We start from the raw sequence: 19315 nt of genomic DNA, 5'->3' as shown, positions 1-19315 counted from the left end.
GCACGACAGAGGGGGCGAGAATCAACTCTTACAGCGCCGGGACTTTCATCGCCGCACCGATCGGCAGCTTCATTACCCTCATGTCGGGATTGGCTTCAGCGAGTTTCTTCCACTCGGTGCCCTTGCCATAGACCTCTTCAGCAATATCCCAGAAATTGTCTCCGCGCTTGATCGTATAGGTATCCGGATGATGGTTGGCCGCCGGCGCCGCTGCTGCCGATTCCGGCGCTGGCTTTGCGCTGGTTTCCGCCGCCGGTTCAGCCGGTTTTGTCTCTGCGGAAGCTCCTGGCGCGAGCACAGTGATACGCCCGTCGGTGTATGGCTTGTAAGGCGTGTTCTTGCCCATGTAGTCGGCAAGGACCAATTCAAGTCCGGGGCCGTAATCATAGGCATTCACCGCATTGGTGGAGAAAATCTTGTAGCCGTCGCCACCCGCGCGCATGTAGTTGTTCGAAACGACACCATAGGTCGCCCCGGTATCGATCGGCTTCCAGCTATCACCCTGCATGACCTGAACGTCAGAGATGCGGCTGCCAACCGGCTTCGACACATCGAATGCATATTTGAGCCCGGCGACCTGCGGAAACCGGCCCGCACCCTGTTCAATCTGACTGACGCCGTTTTCAAGCGCTGCGACCACATCGGACCCGCGCAACTGGAAGGTCGCCAGCGTATTCTGGAAGGGCAAGACTGTCAGGACTTCACCCATGGTAACTTCGCCCGCATCGATTGATGCGCGCAGGCCGCCGCCATTGATGATGGCAATCGTCACGCCTTGGCCCTTGACACGGTCGAGCAGGGCATCGGCAACCAGATCGCCCATGCTGCATTCCTTGACGCGGCAAACCTCGCGCGCAGCTTCGATCACACCGCTGGATTCACCGACCTTCTTCGCCTTCAATTCCTCGATCGGTTTGCCCAATTCCTTGATGCGGGCCACAAAGGCGGGATCCGGAGTGACAGACGCGTCGAGCAGGATCGGTGCGCCTTCGCTCTTGGTGACATTGCCGTCATCGTCGAAGGTGACCTTGAGCTCACCGAGATATTTCGAATAGGACTTTGCCTGAACGATCGGCACGTCCCGGCCGGAAGGATTCTTCACCAAAGTCGGATAGGGACCGAGCGCTTCCGCGTCGGTGTTCGACAGGAGCGTATGGCTGTGGCCGCCGACAATAACATCGATGCCGTCGACCTTTGCCGCGAGCTCCTTGTCCCTGAGATAGCCGTAATGGTTGACCGCGATGATCTTGTTGACACCTTCGGCCTTCAGTGTGTCGACCAGTTTCTTCAGCGTCTCGACTTCATCGGCGAATTTGACGTCGGGCCCGGGGCTCGAAATTTCTGCCGTATCCGTGGTCAGGGCGGAAATGATGCCGATCTTCTGGCCGCCGATTTCCTTGATGAGATAGGGTTTGAATTTACCGGCGATGGGCGAATTCGGCGCGACTTCGATGTTGCTGGAAATGACCGGGAACTTCACCTTGTCGAGAAATTTGCCGAGCGTGACGGGGGTGTCGTCGAATTCGTGGTTGCCGAGAGCCATGGCATCGAAGCCCATCTGGTTCATGAATTCGGCGGTGTCGTCGCCCTTGTAGGTCGTGTAGAACAGGGAACCCTGGAACTCGTCGCCGGCATCGAGAACAATCACGTTGCCGCCGTCTTTCGAAAGCGCGGCCCGGCGCTCGTCGATCTTGGTTTTGACGCGGGCGATCCCGCCGAAACACTCTTGCTTGGCCTCTTCCTCGGCGGAGCAGGTCGAATCAAACTTGTTGATCGCTTCGATGCGCGAATGCTCATCGTTAATATGCAAAATATTGAGCGTGTAGTCGGCCAGCGCCACGCCGGCCGTCATGCCGAGGGCGGAGGTGGCTAACAGGATTTTCGGCAGGATTCGGTTGAGGATTCTGGACATAACTGCTCCGCGGGCTCATTTCGATCGAATGGTTTAGTATCTTCATCCTATGTTTCGCGCGTCAAGAAGATATGACACGTGCCGCTGCCGAGGACGTAGATTTTGCCGAGTTTTCCAAGACAGGAACAATTTGGCGAAAATGCCAATCTGAAATGCAAGAACGAATCCCATCATCCATTTGATCAGCATCAATTCGGACTTGATTGAGGTAACGTCGTCGTTTCGCCTGCTCAATGCAGTTGCCGCCGTCATCGCCTTATCTCTGGAACATCGATTGCTCGAACTGCCTCAAATACTTCTTTGCACGACGCTCATTATTGCTTCTTTCCGTTGACCACCGATGGCCTTCGAAGAAGGTAGCGTCATGCATTGCGGCGTTCAATTATACGATCGTTCAGCCATTCGCGCGAGGAATTGAGGAGCCTAGCCTACCTGCGGTGAGCGGCGCGTCAGTGAGAATTGCTGACCTGATGAGGAAGTGCAATTCAGCTGGCCAGCACTGACCAAGGCGCAATTAACCTTGGATTGGGTGCCGCGGGCAAGCGAGCGCAAATTGATCTCGATCAGATTGGCCGAAGCGAAGCGATAGCTGCCCTCCGCCAATTTTTCCTTGGTATCGTTGGCCCGCGTTTCGAACGCGCCACCATTGAAATTGGAGAAAGCGACGCCGGATGTGTCGAACCATTGACCCTGCACGGCGTCAGTGGGCCGGGTGACCTGGCCCGGACCACCTTCCTGGACGCCGCCGCTCATGCAGCCGGCAAGGGTGATGGTCAGTGCGGTTGCGGCGATGGCCAGCGAAAAGCGTTTCATCCAGACTGTCTCCCAATGGATCTGCCTCATTCAATGCCGCGAAAATCAAGCCAAAACAAGACCTAAGTTTAATTGAAGATTTGAAGGATACGATATTTTCCGGCAGAGACTACTGACATGGCGGCCTTGTGACCTGGACCACAGTTGGCGATAGTAGCGACCACAAATTATGGAGCGAGGCGATGATCGGCTATACCATGGTTGGAACCAATGATCTTCAGCGGGCGATCAAATTCTACGATCCGCTCATGGCAGAAATGGGCCTCGATCAGTGCTACAGGGATCATCTTTCGAGCTCCTGGGGCCGGAAGGGCGATGACACTTTCCCCCTGTTTTTTGTGGGTCACCCTTTCGACGGCGGGCGCGCGACCGTCGGCAATGGCGTCATGACGGCATTCCGCTTCGACGATAATGCACCGCTGGTTGACCGGCTCTATGCACTTGCGATCAAGAACGGCGGACGGGACGAGGGCAAGCCCGGTTTCCGCCCGCAATATGGCGAGGGCTTTTATGCTGCCTATATCCGCGATCTTGACGGCAACAAGCTGGCGTTCGTCTGTTATGACGCCAAGCCAGTTGCGCCGGAATAGCCGGCAAAGAATGGCGGAAGCGAAAACGGCAGCCCGAAGGCTGCCGTTTTGATTTGAGCGCTGCTGTCAGCGCACCAGGATGTTGCGGAACTGCCAGGGATCGTCAAGGTCGAGATTTTCCTTGAACAGACCCGGGCGGTTTTCCAATGGGGTCCAGTCCGTATAGTGGCCCCTGAGTGGACCAAGATAGGGCTTCTGGACTTCAAGGCAGCGGCGGAAGTCCATTTCGTCAGTCTCGACGATGCCCGCGTCGGGATTTTCCAGCGCCCAGACCATGCCGGCCATGACCGCAGACGTAACCTGCAGGCCCGTCGCATTCTGATACGGAGCAAGCTTGCGGGCTTCCTCGATCGTCAGCTGCGAACCGTACCAATAGGCGTTTTTGTCGTGGCCATAGAGCAGGACGCCGAGTTCATCGGCACCATCGACAATTTCGGATTCGTCAAGCACATGCTGGATCGCCTGCGGCTGACCGGCTGCACCGAACATCTCGTCGAGAGACAATGTCGCGACATTCGAGGGATGGTAGGCATAGTGGCATGTCGGCCGGTACGATGCCTTGCCTTTCTTGTCGTACACCGTGAAGAAGTCCGCAATCGAGATCGCTTCGTTGTGCGTGACCAGCAGGCCGAACTGGGCGCCTTCCGTGGGGCACCAGGTGCGGATACGCGTATCGGCGCCGGGCTGTTCCAGGAAGATCGCGGCCTTGTTGCCCTTTTTCTGCTTGCGGGCATTCTTTGGCATCCACTTTTCGTGGGTGCCCCAGCCAAGTTCGGCCGGTTGCAGGCCCTCGGAAATGAAACCGTCGACGGACCAGGTGTTCCAGAAAGCGCCGAAAGGTTTCGGCTCGGTGGCGCGCTGGGTGTCACGCTCGGCAATGTGAATGCCCTTGACGCCGACCTTGTTCATCAGACGGGCCCAGCCGTCACGATCATTGCGCGCCGGTTCGGTGTGATCAACGCGCAGGTCCCGCGCCAGGTCGAGCACGGCCTGCTTGACGAACCACGAAACCATGCCTGGATTGGCGCCGCAGCATGAAACCGCCGTCGGTCCGCCGGGACGCTTCTTGCGTTCGGTAAGAAGTGTCTGGCGCAGGGCATAATTGGTGCGGTCAGCGTTATCGAGGTCGTTGGCGTAGTAGAAGCCGGGCCAGGGTTCGATGACGGTATCGATATACAGCGCGCCGAGCTTGCGGCAAAGATGCAATATGTCGACGGACGAGGTATCGACGGAAAGGTTGACACAGAAACCCTGTCCACCGCCTTCGGTCAGAAGCGGCTTGAGCAGCGTCTTGTAATTTTCCTTGGTAACGGCTTGCTGGATGAAGCGGATGCCGCGCTCGTCGAGCAATTTCTTGTTGGCAGCGCTTGGATCGATAACGACCAGCCGGGATTTATCATATTTGAAGTGGCGTTCGATGAGGGGCAGGGTACCCCGTCCGATGGACCCGAAACCGATCATCACGATCGGACCGGTAATTTCTCCATGTACAGGCCAATCAGCCTTCGCCATTTTTTTGTTGCTCCTAATTTTGATCTCCATCAATGAGTGCAGCGGTTAATTCCCCGCTTCAAAGAAACCATAGAGCATAGACATGACAAAGAGCAAACAACCCATTGCCCTTTTAGGGTGAATTTTCATTATACTGTTAATTATAACGGCGCCTATAGCCGCTTGAGCGCTTCGATAAGCCGTTCGCGGATTGCCATAATACCTTTGTAATGCAATTGCGCAGGATTAAGCGCTTCGAGCTGGCGGGAAAAAGCTTCAGCCACGGCCCGGCACTCCGGGTGTTTCTTCAGCGCCTTTATCGGATCAAGATGAATGCGGATGGTGAAAAGAATATCGCCGGACCCAGGCAGTTTGCGCAATGTCTGGCGCTCGACCCGAACGTAGCTCTGTTCGGCGATGTCACCATCGGTGTAGAGCGCGCCCTTCTGGTGGCTGGCGAGCGGGTGATAGAGATTGCCATCGGGTTGGAGCGACCAGTTCATACGCCAGACCGGGCGGTCGAGGCGCAGATTGTCGAACATGCGGGTGATCAGCCCGGCATTGCGGGTTCCCGCGCCGAAATCAGGGACGGGCGCGTGGATTTCGTCCATCGAGCGGCCGAATTTCTCCAGCAGCGTCCAGGACGAGGGAAACGACAGGGAGGCAGCGCCAAGGTGCCAGCCGCGCTGCTCATCCTTGCGCATCAGGACCAGGTCTTCCTGAACGAGACTGGCGGCGCGGCGCAGGGAGGGCGTTTCCGCTTCGCCAAGCGGCACCGGTTCATCCCGGCCGGCAATGGCGATGGTTTCGCCGTCACGGGTGTAGATGGAGGGGTAGTGCCCGGTGAGATGGGCGGCGAGCAGCTCCAGCACTTCCTTTTGAGCCTCGTCCGTTCCCGTCTCCTCGACGAATATGCGCTCGCCATGCAGTGTGAACAGGCGCTGCTTTTCTGCCAGATAGGCGAGAAGATTCTCGTCGATCTCAATCCAGTCCTTCAGGTCGAGCTGCTGCAATCCTATGGTGAAGGGTTGCGCCGAACCATCATAAGGCGTGTGAGCCGGAGTAGTCGTGACCATTATGCGGCGTCCATCGCCTCCAGCTCGTCGATAATGCTTTCGATGACCGACAGGCCCTTGTGCCAGAAGGCAGGATCGGTCGCATCGAGGCCGAAAGGCGCCAGCAATTCGGAGTGATGCTTGGTCCCGCCGGCCTTCAGCATGTCGAAATATTTCTGCTGAAAACCTGCATCGGCATTCTGGTAGACCGCATAGAGCGAGTTGACCAGGCAATCGCCGAAGGCATAGGCATAGACGTAGAAGGGCGAGTGGATGAAATGCGGAATATAGGTCCAGAAGGTTTCGTAGCCGGGGCCGAAGCGGACCGCCGGTCCAAGGCTCTCCTTCTGCACATCCAGCCAGATTTCGCCGATGCGGTCGGAGGTCAATTCGCCGTTCGTGCGTTCAGTGTGGACACGGCGCTCGAACTGGTAGAAGGCAATCTGGCGCACGACCGTGTTGATCATGTCCTCGGCCTTTTGCGCCAGCATCGCCTTGCGCTCGCGTTTGTCCCTGGTCTTCTCCAGAAGCGAACGGAACGTCAGCATTTCGCCGAACACCGATGCGGTCTCGGCCAGGGTCAGCGGGGTCGAAGCCATCAACGCCCCCTGGTCGCCAGCAAGCACCTGATGCACGCCGTGACCAAGTTCGTGCGCGAGGGTCATCACATCGCGCGGCTTGCCCATATAGTTGAGCAGCACATAGGGGTGCACGGAGGGCACGGTGGGATGGGCGAAAGCGCCGGGGGATTTGCCAGGCCGGGTCGGTGCATCGATCCAGCTCCGGTCAAAGAACCGCCTGGCGATATCGGCCATTTCCGGGGCGAAGCCGTGATAGGCGGAAAGCACGGTTTCGCGGGCTTCAGTCCAGGATATGACGGCCTGCGGGGTCTCGGGCAGCGGCGCGTTGCGGTCCCAGTTGTTCAGATATTCCAGACCGAGCCACTTCGCCTTCAGCGCATAGTAGCGATGCGACAATCGCGGGTAAGCGGCCTGCACCGCCTCGGCAAGCGCGTCGACAACCTCGCGCTCGACGCGGTTGGCGAGATGGCGGCTATCGGCGATGTCCTGAAATCCGCGCCAGCGGTCGGAGATTTCCTTGTCCTTCGCCAACGTATTCGTGATGAGGGTGAAGGTGCGCAGGTTTTCCTTGAATGTCTTGGCAAGCGCTTCGGAAGCGGTCTTGCGTACGTTGGCGTCCGCATCCTGAAGCAGGTTGAGCGTGGGCTCGAGCGACAGCTCCTCGCCATTCACCTCAAAACGCAGGGCGGTCATGGTTTCATCGAACAGGCGGTTCCAGGCGCCACGGCCGGTAATCGATTTTTCGTGGAACAACTGCTCAAGCTTGTCCTCAAGCTGGTAGGGCCTGTCCTTGCGCAGGTCGACAAGCCACGGCCGGTAATGGCCGATGGCGGGATTGTTCGCCATTGCCTTTTCGATCACCGCATCGTCGATGCGATTGAGCTCGAGGCTGTAGAAGATCAGATGCGTGCTGGCATCCGTCATCTTCTGCTGGATATCGCCATAAAGCTTGGAGCGCTTCGGGTCTGACGTGTCCCCTGCATAGACCAGGCCGGCGAAGGAGACGATCCTGCCAATGAGTTCCTCCAGCGCCTCAAACTCCCGGATGGAGACGGCAAAATCGCCGCCGTCCGGTTTGCCCGCTTCGGCCGTGAGATTGCCCTTCCAGCGCGCTTCGAAAGCTGCGGCCAGCTCATTGGCCCGTGCGATATCGGCCTTCAGCTCGCTACTTTCGGTTGACGGATACAGATCCGCCAAATTCCACTCGGGAAGGACGCCAAGCGCCGCCTGATCGTTTTTCATGGCTGCCGCGCCGCCGGTTTTTGCCGCAGCCATAAGTGCGTGATCGAGCGTGTATCCAGTTGTTTCAGAAGTCATTTTGGCACCATGTCATTGTAGCGAATGAAATTTCGAAGGTCCGAATCACAAGAGGAAGACCGGCGATCCAAACCTTAAGAGTCCGTTGGCGATTGATCCAGTTCTGTCTTGCTTGTTCAATACTTGAGCAAATTTTAGACTTTCGTGGGGTGGATTCATCAGCCAAAAGACGTTAACTGTGCTGTGAACAACCCGTTTACCATGCCACATAACGATGGATTCTGCGTGAGTTTTTGCCATGCTCTCAACGTATTTGTTCTTCAATAAAGCGACCATTAACCATTAAATCCGATAATCCAGCTGTTCGGGGGTTGGAATAGCGGTCAAGGTTGGGACGAATTGTCAGACATGAATCATGTTAAGAACGGCGGATCGACGGTGGGTATTCTTGTGCGTTCCGGCTGGTTTGCGTTCCTCGTGGTTCTTGCGTCGATGTTGTTTGCATCCACGCAGGCTAATGCCGAGACACGCACCCTGAAACTTTATTTCGTCCATACGAACGAACGTGCTGAAATCACATTCAAGAAAAACGGCCGCTTTCAGCAGGACGGCTTGAACAAGCTGAACAAGTTCCTGCGCGACTGGCGCCGCAACGAACCAACCAAGATGGATCCCCGCCTGTTCGATCTGGTGTGGCAAGTATACCAGGCGGCCGGTGGCAGGGACTACATTCACGTTATCTGCGGTTATCGCTCCCCCTCCACGAATTCAATGTTGCGTTCCCGTTCGCGCGGCGTCGCGGAGAAAAGCCAGCACATGCTTGGCAAGGCGATGGACTGGTACCTCCCGGGTGTGAAACTCGCGACGCTTCGCAACACGGCCCTGAAGTTCGAGGCTGGCGGCGTGGGTTACTATCCGACCTCCGGTTCCCCCTTCATACATACCGATGTCGGCAATGTTCGCCACTGGCCGCGCATGAGCCGCAAGGAGCTGCTCACAGTTTTCCCGAATGGCAAGACCTTGCACGTTCCCTCCGACGGCAAGCCGTTGCCCGGCTATGAGCAGGCCGTTGCCGCCTATGAATCGCGCAAGCGCAGTGGCAGTTCGATCCAGATTGCCAGCGCCTCCTCGAGCTCCGGCCGTAAGACACTTTTCGGTGTTCTCTTTGGCGGCGGCGCCGATGAAGCAGAGGATTCCAGTGAAGGCTCAGTTGCTGTAGCATCGGCGGCGAAACCCTCGAGGACCGTTGCTGCAAAAGCGGAAGTAGCCGATGGCGATGGAGCACCAGCACAGACCAAAGCGTCACAGGCCAATCCTGTAGTGCCGGAGCCTGAAACGCCGATGGCGGGAACGCCCGAGGACAATCAGGCTCTAGCACTCAACGTTCCGGTTCCCCTGCGCCGTCCGGACTATTCGCCGACGCCGGTGCCGGCTGAGCCGACACTGAATGCGCTGGCTGCATTGCCAGAACCCCGGCCGCAGAACGGCGTCGGTGCAATCAATGAGCTCATGGCGGCCAACGCCCACGGTTCCAGTGCCGCTGCCCCCAAGACGTCCGCTGAAATGGTCAATGCTCTGGTGCCTGTGCCTTTCGACAAACCCAAGCACAATGACATGATGGTAGCGGCGATTGTGCCCGACCAGCGCCCTGCGCCTGCTTCGGCTTTGCCGGAGACGGCGGCGAACGACCGGGATATCATTCAGGTACCGGACGTCGACCCGACACCGGAAACGCTTCTCAAACAAGCCCAGCAATTGCCCACACTGCCAGGAACGATCGGCGGGCGCCTTGCCCACCCGCAGCCAGCCGTGCAGCAGAATATACAAATGGCATCAGCTGAACCGCGTGAGCCCGCTGTCATACTTGACAGCGGTGTGAACACCACGGCGAAAGGATCGAAACCGCGTCGTCAGACCGCGCAGGATGAGAGCGCCAAGGCGATCCAGGTTTCCTCGGATGTCCCGGATCGCGCGCTCTCGACCGAGCAGGTCGCTGATGTAGCGCCGCATGTGGAACCGGCCGTCCTGCGCAATGCATTGATGCGAACGGCACCAACGACCGTTTATGTGGGCGGCTTCCGCCATGACACGCCAGTGGCCGCCAACAAGTTCACAGGCAAGGCGGTTACCTTTCTGCAGATCGCCAAGTTCAATCCGACCAGCGGATCGTAACGCTCCTCCCTATCTCCCTCGTTGGTGAGATAGGGATTTCAACATTCTAGAGCGGTTTGCACCAAAATTCCGGCGTCTACGCGGCCAGCTTGACTGCTTCGGCGGCGAGTCTGGTGATCTCGTCCCACTTGCCAGCCTTGACCAGTTCCTCCGGTGCAACCCATGAGCCGCCGACGCAGACGACATTGGGCAAGTTCAGATAAGTCTTGGCATTGGCGACACTGATGCCGCCGGTCGGGCAGAAGAGCGTACCGGCCAGCGGCGAGGCAAGTGATTTCAGAAAGGTCGCGCCGCCAGCCTGTTCGGCCGGGAAGAACTTCAGCATTGTATAACCCTCTTCGCGCAGCGCCATGATCTCACCGGGCGTGATGGCGCCAGGGAGCAAAGGGACCTTGCTGTGGCGCGCCGCTTCGATGAGCTGCGGGGTCACACCGGGGCTGACGATGAATCGCGAACCGGCTTCGCTCGCTTCCTCATACTGGCGGGCATTGAGGATGGTTCCCGCACCGACAATGGCTTCCGGCACTTCATTGGCGACAGCGCGAATGGCGTCGAGGGCTGCGGCCGTGCGCAGTGTGATCTCGATTGCCGGCAGGCCCCCGGCGGCAAGGGCGCGCGCCAGCGGAACGGCGTCGGCAACGTTCTGGATGAGAATGACCGGAATAACCGGCTGGCCCTTGAGGACGGGTAGGAGCAAATCGGTCTTCTGGGTCATGTAACTTCTCCGCAATCTTGAACTTCAATCGATTTAGTAGGGCTTGGCAGATTTGTCTACCTGGTTATCTCACAAGCTGCACAACTGGAACACCGTTCGAGGCCGGCAGCGTAAAACCCTTGAAATTGCAGGCATAGCACAGTAGTTGGATGCGATCATGACGGATCATTCTTCAAACCTGCCATTTACAGTGGCCGCACTCTATCGCTTTGCCCGGCTGGATCACTACCAGTCGTTGCAGGAGCCGCTGGCGAAGCTGTGCTGCGGTGAGGGGATCAAGGGCACGCTGCTCCTTGCAGCTGAAGGTATCAACGGCACTGTCGCCGGATCGGCGGCCGCTATCAAAAAACTGGTCGAATTTCTCGAAGCCGAGCCAGCCATTGCCGGAATGGAGCTTAAATATTCCCATGCGAGCGAGATGCCTTTCAAGCGCATGAAAGTGCGGTTGAAAAAGGAAATCGTCACCATGGGAGTGGAGGATATCGATCCGTTGCAAAGCGTTGGCACCTATGTGCCGGCGAAGGACTGGAATGCGTTGATCTCCGACCCGGCGACCATCCTGATCGATACACGCAATGATTACGAAACGGCGATCGGTACATTTGCCGGTGCGATCGACCCGCAGACGAAGACCTTCCGCGAGTTTCCACAATGGGTGGAAAATCACCGCGAAGAGCTCGAAGGCAAGAGGATTGCCATGTTCTGCACCGGCGGTATTCGCTGCGAGAAGGCGACCGCCTTCGTCAAAGGTCTTGGCTTCGACGATGTGTTTCATCTGAAGGGCGGCATCCTGAAATATCTCGAAGATGTGCCGGCGGAGCAAAGCCGCTGGGAAGGCGAATGTTTCGTCTTCGACGAGCGGGTTTCGGTCGGTCATGGTCTTATCGAGGGTGAGGCCAAACTTTGCCATGCCTGCCGCAATCCGATTGCGCCGGAAGACAAGCTTTCGCCGCTGTTCGAGGCAGGTGTCTCCTGTCCGAACTGCTACCACGAGCGCACGGATGCAGACCGTGCCCGATTTGCCGAACGGCAGAAGCAGGTCAGGTTAGCCAAAGAGCGCGGCGAGAAGGCGCATATAGGCAGCTAGGCGCCTGACAAATTCCTCTCCTGTCATTGCAATGCCATGAACCCGTTCTTAGTTATGCGGAGCGAATTCATGCAGCCAAGAGGAGATTTGCATGCTTGATCCGAAGAAGATTCTCGATGATTTCCTGGGAAGCAACGTCCCCGGGGTCGGAACCTCGGTTCGTGATACGGCCGGCAAGGCAACGCAAATGGCCAAGGACAATCCGCTTGCTGCCGGTGCGCTGGCTGCAATCCTGCTTGGCACCGGCACGGGGCGCGAAGTGGCTGGTGGCGCGCTGAAGCTTGGCGGTCTCGCCGCCGTGGCAGGGCTCGCCTACAAGGCTTACCAGAACTACCAGTCCGGCAAGACCCCGGCAGAAACGCCGCAGGCAAGTGAACCCGAGCTGCTTTCGCCACCGGACGATTCGAGCTTTCACCCGGCGACCGCACCGCAGGGCGAGCATGAGTTTGCCCTGGTGCTGGTCCGCGCGATGATCGCAGCCGCCCGCGCAGACGGCATGGTGGACGACGCAGAAAAGGCGCGCATCATCGAAAAGCTCTCGCTATCCGGCATCAATAGCGACACGCAGGAGTTCCTGGCGAACGAGCTCAACGCGCCGGTCGATATCGACGCGCTGGTTGCCGCCGCCGTTACCGATGCGCAGAAGGTCGAGCTCTACACCGCTTCGCGCCTTGCCATCGATCCGAAGACGCGCGCCGAACGCGGCTATCTCGACCTGCTCGCCGGCCGGTTGAAGCTGCCGGACAATCTGATCGAGCATATCGAAGCGACGGTGGCCGAAGTCAAGGTCACTTCCCCGTCCTGAGGGCTGGTGGTTTTAGCTCTCCCCACAAAGGGGAGGGCTGCCGGTCTACTTCGCCAGGAATTTCTCAATGCGCTCGATCGCGCGGACGATGTTCTCTTCCGAATTGGCGTAGGAAAGGCGGATATAGCCTTCACCAAGAATGCCGAAATCCGGGCCGCCGATCAGCGCTACGCCCGCTTCATCGAGCAGCGCCGCCGCCAGCTGCTTGGCCGGCCAGCCGGTTTCCTTGACATTGGGGAAGGCATAGAACGCGCCCTTTGGCGTCGTGCAGCTGATGCCTGGCAGACTGTTGAGCCCATCGACGACGATCTTGCGCCGGTTGTCGAATGCCTTGCACATTTTCACAACATCGTCCTGCGGGCCGTCGATGGCGGCGATGCCGGCAAACTGGCTCGGCGCGTTGACGCAGGACCAGCAATTGACCGCGAGCTTGCGCACCTTGTCGTAGAGTTGACCACTCTCGTGCGAATTCGGCCAGATCGACCAGCCCATGCGCCAGCCGGTCATCGCCCAGGTCTTCGACCAGCCATTGAGCACGATCAGCCGGTCACGGATCTCGGGAAAGGTCAGGAGCGAACAATGTTCCTCGCCGTCATAGGTCATGACGTCGTAGATTTCGTCGGACATGATGGCCACGTGCGGATGGGCTTCGAGACCCTTCACCAGCTTCACGATCTCGGCCTTCGGGGTCACGCCGCCGGTCGGGTTGGCGGGTGAATTGAGGATCAGGAGCCGTGTCTTCGGCGTGATCAGGGCCAGCGTCTCTGCGGCGGAGAATGCGAATCCGTTTTCTTCACGGATCGGGACGGGGATAGGCTTGGCGCCGGTAAATTCAATCATCGAGCGGTAGATCGGGAAACCAGGGTCCGGATAGAGGATTTCTGCACCGGGCTCACCGAAGATGAGGATTGCGGCGAACATCGTTACCTTGCCGCCAGGAACGATCATGATGTTTTCCGGCGAAACCTCGACGCCGGTCGTGGTGAACGTGCGGCGGGCTACCGCTTCGCGGGCAGCGAGCAGGCCGGTTGCCGGTGTGTAGCCGTGGTGCCCATCCTTCAGCGCCTTGATGGCGGCTTCGACGATGTGGGCGGGTGTCTTGAAGTCGGGCTGGCCGATGCCGAGATTGATGATGTCCTTGCCCTCGGCTGCGAGCGCCGTTGCCCGGGCAAGCACTGCAAAGGCATTTTCCTCACCAATACGGTCGAACCCCGCGATAGTGCGCAACATTTTCTTGTCCCACATACAATTTTCAACTTCTGCTTTGTGCTTGTAGCATCGTAAGGAGTCAAACAATCTTACGCAAAACAGGCCTGTAATATCATGACCGATCTGACAAACTGGACGCCGCGACCTTTGCCCGCCCGCGAACCGATTGAGGGCCGCTATGTGCGTCTGGAACCGCTCGATGCCGCAAAGCACGGCGACGGGCTCTATGAAGCCTCATCGGTTGCGGACGCTGGCGACCGGTTCCGCTTTCTGTTCGAAAACCCCGCCGAAGACCACGAAGCCTTTGCAGCGTGGCTGGAAAAGGCCGAAGCGAGCAAGGACCCGCTATTTTTCGCGGTCATTGACAACGCCAGCGGCAAGGTCGCGGGGCGCCAGACACTGATGCGCATCGATCCGGCGTTTGGTGTGATCGAGATCGGCAACATCTACTGGGGGCCGCTGATTTCGCGCAAGCCCGCGGCGACGGAAGCGCAATTCCTGTTCATGCAATACGCCTTCGATGGCCTTGGCTACCGGCGCTATGAATGGAAATGCAATAATGCCAACGAGCCGTCGAAGCGGGCAGCAGAGCGGTTCGGCTTCACGTTTGAAGGTATCTTCCGCCAGCATATGGTGCAGAAGGGCAAGAACCGCGACACGGCCTGGTTTTCGGTCATCGACAGCGAGTGGCCGGCGCTCAAAGCCGCCTATCAGGCATGGCTGTCACCGGATAATTTCGATGCGAACGGGATGCAGATCAAAAGGCTGGAGGAGTTCCGGGTTGGCTGAACTCGTGGAGGCCGATTATCTCTCCCCTTGTGGGAGAGAAAGAATTTTGTTGGATTTAGCTCATCGCTAAATCCTTAGAAAATCCAAGAGAGGGGATTTGCCTAAGTGCGCAGCGGGATTTCCCCTCTCTTGTGATCTCTAGCACTCAGCTGACGCTAAGATACTGAAATCACTTTCTCCCCCACAAAGGGGGGAGATAATCGGCATCGACCTTTCGTGCACTTGCATTACCGCACAGCAAGGTTACAACCACTTCAAACCGGCGTTGAAGAAGGGCTTGTGAAGCGCGATGGATCCGAAAACCCGTAATGCGGCGATAGCGGCTGCTTGCATCATGCTTGGCTTCGGCATTGTGGCCTATTGGATGCCGACGCTGATGCTGGCGCTCGGCGAACGCTCGACGCTTGCGGCCGGTATCTTCGCGATGGTTTTTGTCGCCGGGTTCTTCCTGGTTTTCTGGCTGCGGGCAAGAAAACAGCATGAGGATGAGCGGTCGTAGGTCATTTCCATTTCTCTCCGGGCCATGGAAGTGCTCCAAGTATTGGTTTTACGCAGCTCCGGACCAAAAACCTACTAAAACCGTATCGATGCGGTCAGGAGCAACGCGCCGAACAGCACGATGAACAGCGCGCCGCCAACCTCGATGATGTTTTGAACCCGGCCCGAAAGCGCCGAGGCGCCGGAAACCTTGAGCGCTACATTCTTGGCCGTGACGGCCAGTGTTGCCAGTATGGCGACAGTGATGAACGTGCCAAGTGCCATGGCGAAGACGGATAGGATACCGCCAAGAATGAGGCCGTTGAGCAGTGAGAAGGTCAGGACGATCAAAGCGCCCGAGCAGGGACGCAAGCCTACCGCGACTATTGCCGCCCAGGCGGTCTTCCAGTTGAATTCGCCGGCAAGCATCGCCGGGTCCGGCGCGTGCGAATGGCCGCAGGTGGCGCAGACTTCTCCCTCGGCATGATCATGATGGTGGTGGCCGTGGTCATGATGATGATCGTGGCTATGGGCGGCGTGGGAATGGCCGTGATGATCATGATGGTGGTGATCATGATGATGATCCGCCAGCACCGGGCCGTGCTTTTCAGGCATGAGATGGGCGACGCGCGGGCGGAACAGCAGCGGCACCTTGCGCCACAGCAACGACAGACCAAAAGCGATGATCAGCACGAAGCTTGCCATTTCCATGTAATGCGCCGCATCGTCCATTGAAACCGTTGTGCCGCGCAGCACCAGAAAGGTCAGGCCGATGATGAATAGCGCCGTCAGCGCTTGCAGCATCGACGATGCGAAGGAGAGGAGGACGCCGCGCCTCAACGTCGTCTCATTGGCCAGCATGTAGGAGGAAATAACAGCCTTGCCATGGCCGGGGCCAACAGCGTGGAGAATGCCGTAAAGAAAGGACAGGCCAACGAGAACCGATGCCTGCCACGGATCTTCGCGCATGGCCTTGAGCGCGTGGGTCATGGCCAGATAGAAATTGCGCTGCTGGACATTGATCCAGAGGATGATTTCGCTGAATGGACCTGTGGGCTGCATGGCAACTTCGTTCGACCCGATGCCAAGCGAAGATTGTGCCAGCGCATGACCACCGAGAACCACGACGAGAGCCAGGGCGCCGAACAGGGTTCTTTTCTGCATATTCTATTCCTCTGTCACCCGTTCTGGGCGCATTCGATTTCGAGCCGCGTTGCGAATATTTTCGACATATTCGTGCCGGTGGGATCGTTGAAGAAAGCTTCGGTCAATGTGCCTTGATTTTGGGCGATGGCTTCGTCCGGGTCAGGGCGCACTACCTTTTGCGTGCAGCCGGCAGGCAGCCCGGTAACGTGGATATCCGTGTCGTTCACGTAGTCGATGGCCGTGTAGAAGGTGGGGTCGTAAACGCCAAAGCTGGTCTTTTTGCCGAGCTTGAGCGGCTGTTTGGGTGTGCTCTCGAAGATAATCAGCAATTGATTGTTCTGGAAATCGGCCATCAGATGCGCCGGCGCGGCCATGGCGATATTCTTGCCATCATGCATGACGGCCTGAAAATAATCGTACTCGGATATGGATTGGCTGATCGTGGTGGCGAGATCCGCCAGCTCCTTTTCGTCGAGCTTCATGTCAGCGTTCTTGTCGAACTCGACGAGCACCGTCGAGGAGAACAGATCGTCGAAACGCCAGACATGGCCGAGTTTTTCGACGGTTCCATCGGGTTTGATGGTAATATCTAGGCGGGCTTCAGCAAAGACGTGCGGATGCACATGGGCCGGTGTGGCGAAGGTCAGTCCCGCCGCGAGCGCGCCGATGAAAACCGCGAATCTTTGGTGCATGGATGACCCTTTTTGAGTTGCTGCACAGGACATCCCGAACTTGGCGAAATTGGGACGATATAACATAATCATGCGTTGCGGTTGTCCTTAAACCACTTGGCCAGATAATCGACAAGGACGCGGACTTTTGCCGGGAGGTACCGGCGATGCGGGTAAACGGCATAGATGCCGGCATCGCGCGGCACGAATTGCTCGAGAACGCCGACCAGCCTGCCACTTGCAATATCCGCCCGCGCGGTGAAATCGGGCAGCATTGCAAACCCAAGCCCGGCAAGTGCCGCTCGACGCGCCGAAAGCGGGCTGTTAATTTCGATGGGTCCCGAGACCTGCACGGACACAGGCGCGCCATCATCATTGTGAAACTGCCAGGCGTTACGTGTGCGATTGTTGGTGTCGATGATGCAGGGGAGGCCCGCAAGCTGTTCTGGCCGTGCTGGCTTGCCGACGCGCTCGATCAGTGCGGGCGATCCGCAAGCGATGACGTGAAATGGCGCGATGCGCTTGGCGATAAGTGAGGAATCCTGCATGCGGGTGATGCGGATGGCGAGATCGAAGCCTTCCTCGACAAGATCGACAAAGCGGTCGTCCAGCCGCACATCGAGAACGATATCCGGCTGTTCGGCGCAGAAATCGACAAGACACTGACCGACTTCCGCATCGGCAAACGTACGGGGCGCCGAAATCTTGATGCGGCCCTTGATGTCGCTGCTGGATTCGCGCACAGCTTCCTGCAGGCTTTCAACCTCACGCAGGATCTCGCTGGCGCGCTGGTAATAGGTGTGCCCCGCTTCCGTCAGCGAGAATTGTCTGGTGGTGCGGTTGAGCAGCAGCGCACCGAGCTCGTCTTCCAGTTCGCGAACATATTTGGACAGGAGCGCCTTGGACCGCCCGATTTTGCGCGCCGCTGCCGAGAACCCTTCGGCTTCGACCACGTCGATAAAGGCGCGCATGCGGGTGAGCGTGTCCATCAGGCTGCCTTTTCCAAAATGTCGCGCCCGAGGCGGATCAAGGCGCGGTCGCTGCCCTTCGGTCCGAGCAGGGAAATGCCGAATGGCGCGCCATGCACCTGCCCGAGCGGCAAAGTGATCTGGGGAAAGCCGGACAGGCCGGAAAGGCAGAACAACCGGACGCAGCGCTCGCGGTAGGCTTGCGAATCGTCAAAGGACGTGGAGACGAGCGGAGCGGCGCTTGGAACGGTCGGCATGACCATGACGCCGTCGTCCTTCAACAGGTCCGCCAGTTCGCTGCGGAACAGGTCGCGCCGCTTCATCTGTGCCTTATAGGTTGCAAGATTAATGGTCGAACCATACTCGAACCGCTCTTTGACGGCGGGGCCAAGGTTTCGCTCTTTTGCCGAGATCCAGGCGCCATGTGCCGCCCAGGCTTCAAAACCCTGAATCTGCCTCAGGCAAAGATAGAGGTCGTCCATGGATGCCGTAGGCTGGCGGGCCGAACGCGCCTGACCGAGATGCGCGCAGACGGCTCCGTACATAGCCCTGTAGGCGGCGTCTTCGGCCTCGCCGGTGAGCAGATGTTCCAGCAGGGGTATGAAGAGCGGGCGATCGAGCCTGAAGTCGTAAGCGTCGGCGCCGAGCAGGACCGATCCAACCTGTTCATAGAGGGCCATGTCCCTGGCGAACCAGCCGAAGGTGTCGAGCGAAGGGGCTAGCGGCATTGTCCCTTCAAGGGATATGCGCCCGTGGGTTGTGCGAAGGCCGATCAGGCCGCAGAAGCTTGCCGGTGCGCGGATGGATCCGCCGGTATCGGAGCCAACAGCGATGGAGGCGAGACCACCTGCAACAGCGGCGGCTGAACCTGAGGAGGAGCCGCCGGTAACCCGGTCAGGCGCAGCCGGATTGACCGGGTATGGAAAATGCGCGTTCTGGCCCATCATGGAGAAGGCAAGTTCGTCGGTCTGGGTCTTGCCGATGAAATGGGCACCGGCGTCGAGCAGGCTCTGCACCGCGGGGGCGGTCTTGATTGCTGGAGATGATTCGCTGGCTCGTTGCGGATTACCGCCCCCGGTGACCAGACCAGCGATGTCAAATATGTCCTTGACCGCCAAGGTTTCACCCGTCAGCGGGCCGCTGCCCGCGACAAGGTTAACAGAGGGTAAATCCAACAGGGCGTTCAGCGGGGGAATTGTGCTCATCGTTCAACGATTCTAGGGCATTTACCCCTTGTTGTTCAATGAATAAAAAATTTTGCCCAGACCCACATTTGTCATTGATTGGACACAAGTTTCGACTTATATCGCGCTTGCCCAAAGTCGCACGTGCCCATGGGTGTCCGCCGATCTTCATTATGGTGAGGAAACGGTATGGTACCTGGAACTAACCCCTCCAGTCAGTTTGACGGCCTACTGCCAAGCTGAGGACATCTGAAGCAACGACGGTGCGGGCCTTTCTGGTGTCTTCCGGCTGTCCATAAGCCGGGATTACTGAAGAGGCACACCTTCATTGCCGGTAGTGCGGATGGGTTCATCCAAACCAAGGCAGACAAAGCGGATCTACGCTGGCTTTAG

General features: G+C 58.2%; 17 protein-coding genes. 6 read left to right on the top strand and 11 right to left on the bottom strand.

What is annotated here, in order from left to right; translation table 11 throughout:
• Nucleotides 1–28: 28 nt before the first annotated feature.
• Entirely contained in the window at nt 29–1912 is a 1884-nt protein-coding gene (locus CU103_RS12115) for a bifunctional metallophosphatase/5'-nucleotidase (RefSeq protein ID WP_106664174.1), read from the bottom strand.
• Nucleotides 1913–2335: 423 nt separating this feature from the next.
• Nucleotides 2336–2725 (bottom strand): outer membrane lipoprotein Omp10, encoded by a 390-nt coding sequence (gene omp10, locus CU103_RS12105; RefSeq protein WP_106664172.1) that lies wholly within the window; start codon nt 2723–2725, stop codon nt 2336–2338.
• A 182-nt stretch (nt 2726–2907) separates the two neighbouring features.
• Here omp10 and CU103_RS12100 point away from each other — a divergent pair, with 182 nt between their 5' ends.
• Nucleotides 2908–3315 carry a VOC family protein gene (locus tag CU103_RS12100; protein WP_106664171.1) on the top strand — a complete coding sequence of 136 codons (408 nt, stop codon included), beginning with the start codon at nt 2908–2910 and terminating at the stop codon, nt 3313–3315.
• Between the two features lie 66 nt (nt 3316–3381).
• Here the strand turns inward: CU103_RS12100 and CU103_RS12095 are convergent, their stop codons facing one another.
• The 3 genes from CU103_RS12095 to CU103_RS12085 form a co-directional block, all read right to left on the bottom strand.
• Nucleotides 3382–4827, bottom strand: coding sequence for a homospermidine synthase (locus CU103_RS12095; RefSeq protein ID WP_106664170.1), 1446 nt, complete (start codon nt 4825–4827; stop codon nt 3382–3384).
• 152 nt (nt 4828–4979) lie between these two features.
• Nucleotides 4980–5882: a heme-dependent oxidative N-demethylase family protein gene (locus CU103_RS12090; protein WP_106664169.1), complete on the bottom strand. Its 903-nt coding sequence runs from the start codon at nt 5880–5882 to the stop codon at nt 4980–4982.
• Nucleotides 5882–7717: a M3 family oligoendopeptidase gene (locus CU103_RS12085; protein ID WP_106664168.1), complete on the bottom strand. Its 1836-nt coding sequence runs from the start codon at nt 7715–7717 to the stop codon at nt 5882–5884. The genes CU103_RS12090 and CU103_RS12085 overlap by 1 nt, the downstream gene beginning before the upstream one ends.
• A gap of 390 nt (nt 7718–8107) precedes the next feature.
• Here CU103_RS12085 and mepK point away from each other — a divergent pair, with 390 nt between their 5' ends.
• Nucleotides 8108–9871: a peptidoglycan L,D-endopeptidase MepK gene (gene mepK, locus CU103_RS12080; protein WP_245448740.1), complete on the top strand. Its 1764-nt coding sequence runs from the start codon at nt 8108–8110 to the stop codon at nt 9869–9871.
• Nucleotides 9872–9947: 76 nt separating this feature from the next.
• Here the strand turns inward: mepK and CU103_RS12075 are convergent, their stop codons facing one another.
• Nucleotides 9948–10586, bottom strand: coding sequence for a 2-dehydro-3-deoxy-phosphogluconate aldolase (locus CU103_RS12075; protein ID WP_106664167.1), 639 nt, complete (start codon nt 10584–10586; stop codon nt 9948–9950).
• 157 nt (nt 10587–10743) lie between these two features.
• Between CU103_RS12075 and trhO the strand changes: the two genes are divergently transcribed.
• Nucleotides 10744–11673 (top strand): oxygen-dependent tRNA uridine(34) hydroxylase TrhO, encoded by a 930-nt coding sequence (gene trhO, locus CU103_RS12070; protein WP_106664284.1) that lies wholly within the window; start codon nt 10744–10746, stop codon nt 11671–11673.
• Nucleotides 11674–11764: 91 nt separating this feature from the next.
• Nucleotides 11765–12478: a tellurite resistance TerB family protein gene (locus CU103_RS12065; RefSeq protein WP_106664166.1), complete on the top strand. Its 714-nt coding sequence runs from the start codon at nt 11765–11767 to the stop codon at nt 12476–12478.
• Nucleotides 12479–12523: 45 nt separating this feature from the next.
• On the opposite strand, the gene CU103_RS12060 is transcribed toward CU103_RS12065, so the two are convergent.
• The gene (locus CU103_RS12060; RefSeq protein WP_106664283.1) at nt 12524–13708 is read right to left on the bottom strand and encodes a pyridoxal phosphate-dependent aminotransferase; all 1185 of its coding nucleotides are present in this window, start codon (nt 13706–13708) and stop codon (nt 12524–12526) included.
• Nucleotides 13709–13801: 93 nt separating this feature from the next.
• On the opposite strand from CU103_RS12060, the gene CU103_RS12055 reads away from it, so the two are divergent.
• Together CU103_RS12055 and CU103_RS12050 are read left to right on the top strand one after the other, a co-directional pair.
• Nucleotides 13802–14476, top strand: coding sequence for a GNAT family N-acetyltransferase (locus CU103_RS12055; protein WP_210203752.1), 675 nt, complete (start codon nt 13802–13804; stop codon nt 14474–14476).
• A gap of 289 nt (nt 14477–14765) precedes the next feature.
• Nucleotides 14766–14975, top strand: coding sequence for a hypothetical protein (locus tag CU103_RS12050; protein ID WP_106664164.1), 210 nt, complete (start codon nt 14766–14768; stop codon nt 14973–14975).
• Nucleotides 14976–15049: 74 nt separating this feature from the next.
• Here the strand turns inward: CU103_RS12050 and CU103_RS12045 are convergent, their stop codons facing one another.
• From CU103_RS12045 to CU103_RS12030, 4 genes are all read right to left on the bottom strand, one after another.
• Nucleotides 15050–16117 (bottom strand): nickel/cobalt transporter, encoded by a 1068-nt coding sequence (locus CU103_RS12045; protein ID WP_106664163.1) that lies wholly within the window; start codon nt 16115–16117, stop codon nt 15050–15052.
• 14 nt (nt 16118–16131) lie between these two features.
• Nucleotides 16132–16791 (bottom strand): DUF1007 family protein, encoded by a 660-nt coding sequence (locus CU103_RS12040; protein WP_106664162.1) that lies wholly within the window; start codon nt 16789–16791, stop codon nt 16132–16134.
• Nucleotides 16792–16859: 68 nt separating this feature from the next.
• Nucleotides 16860–17759, bottom strand: coding sequence for a LysR family transcriptional regulator (locus CU103_RS12035; protein WP_106664161.1), 900 nt, complete (start codon nt 17757–17759; stop codon nt 16860–16862).
• Nucleotides 17759–18943, bottom strand: coding sequence for an amidase (locus CU103_RS12030; protein ID WP_106664160.1), 1185 nt, complete (start codon nt 18941–18943; stop codon nt 17759–17761). The genes CU103_RS12035 and CU103_RS12030 overlap by 1 nt, the downstream gene beginning before the upstream one ends.
• Nucleotides 18944–19315: the final 372 nt, after the last annotated feature.

It is taken from the genome of Phyllobacterium sophorae, from assembly GCF_003010965.1.
Taxonomy (GTDB): domain Bacteria; phylum Pseudomonadota; class Alphaproteobacteria; order Rhizobiales; family Rhizobiaceae; genus Phyllobacterium; species Phyllobacterium sophorae.
Note: the sequence above shows the minus strand (reverse complement) of the source record. Positions and strands in the feature narration are given on the sequence as shown.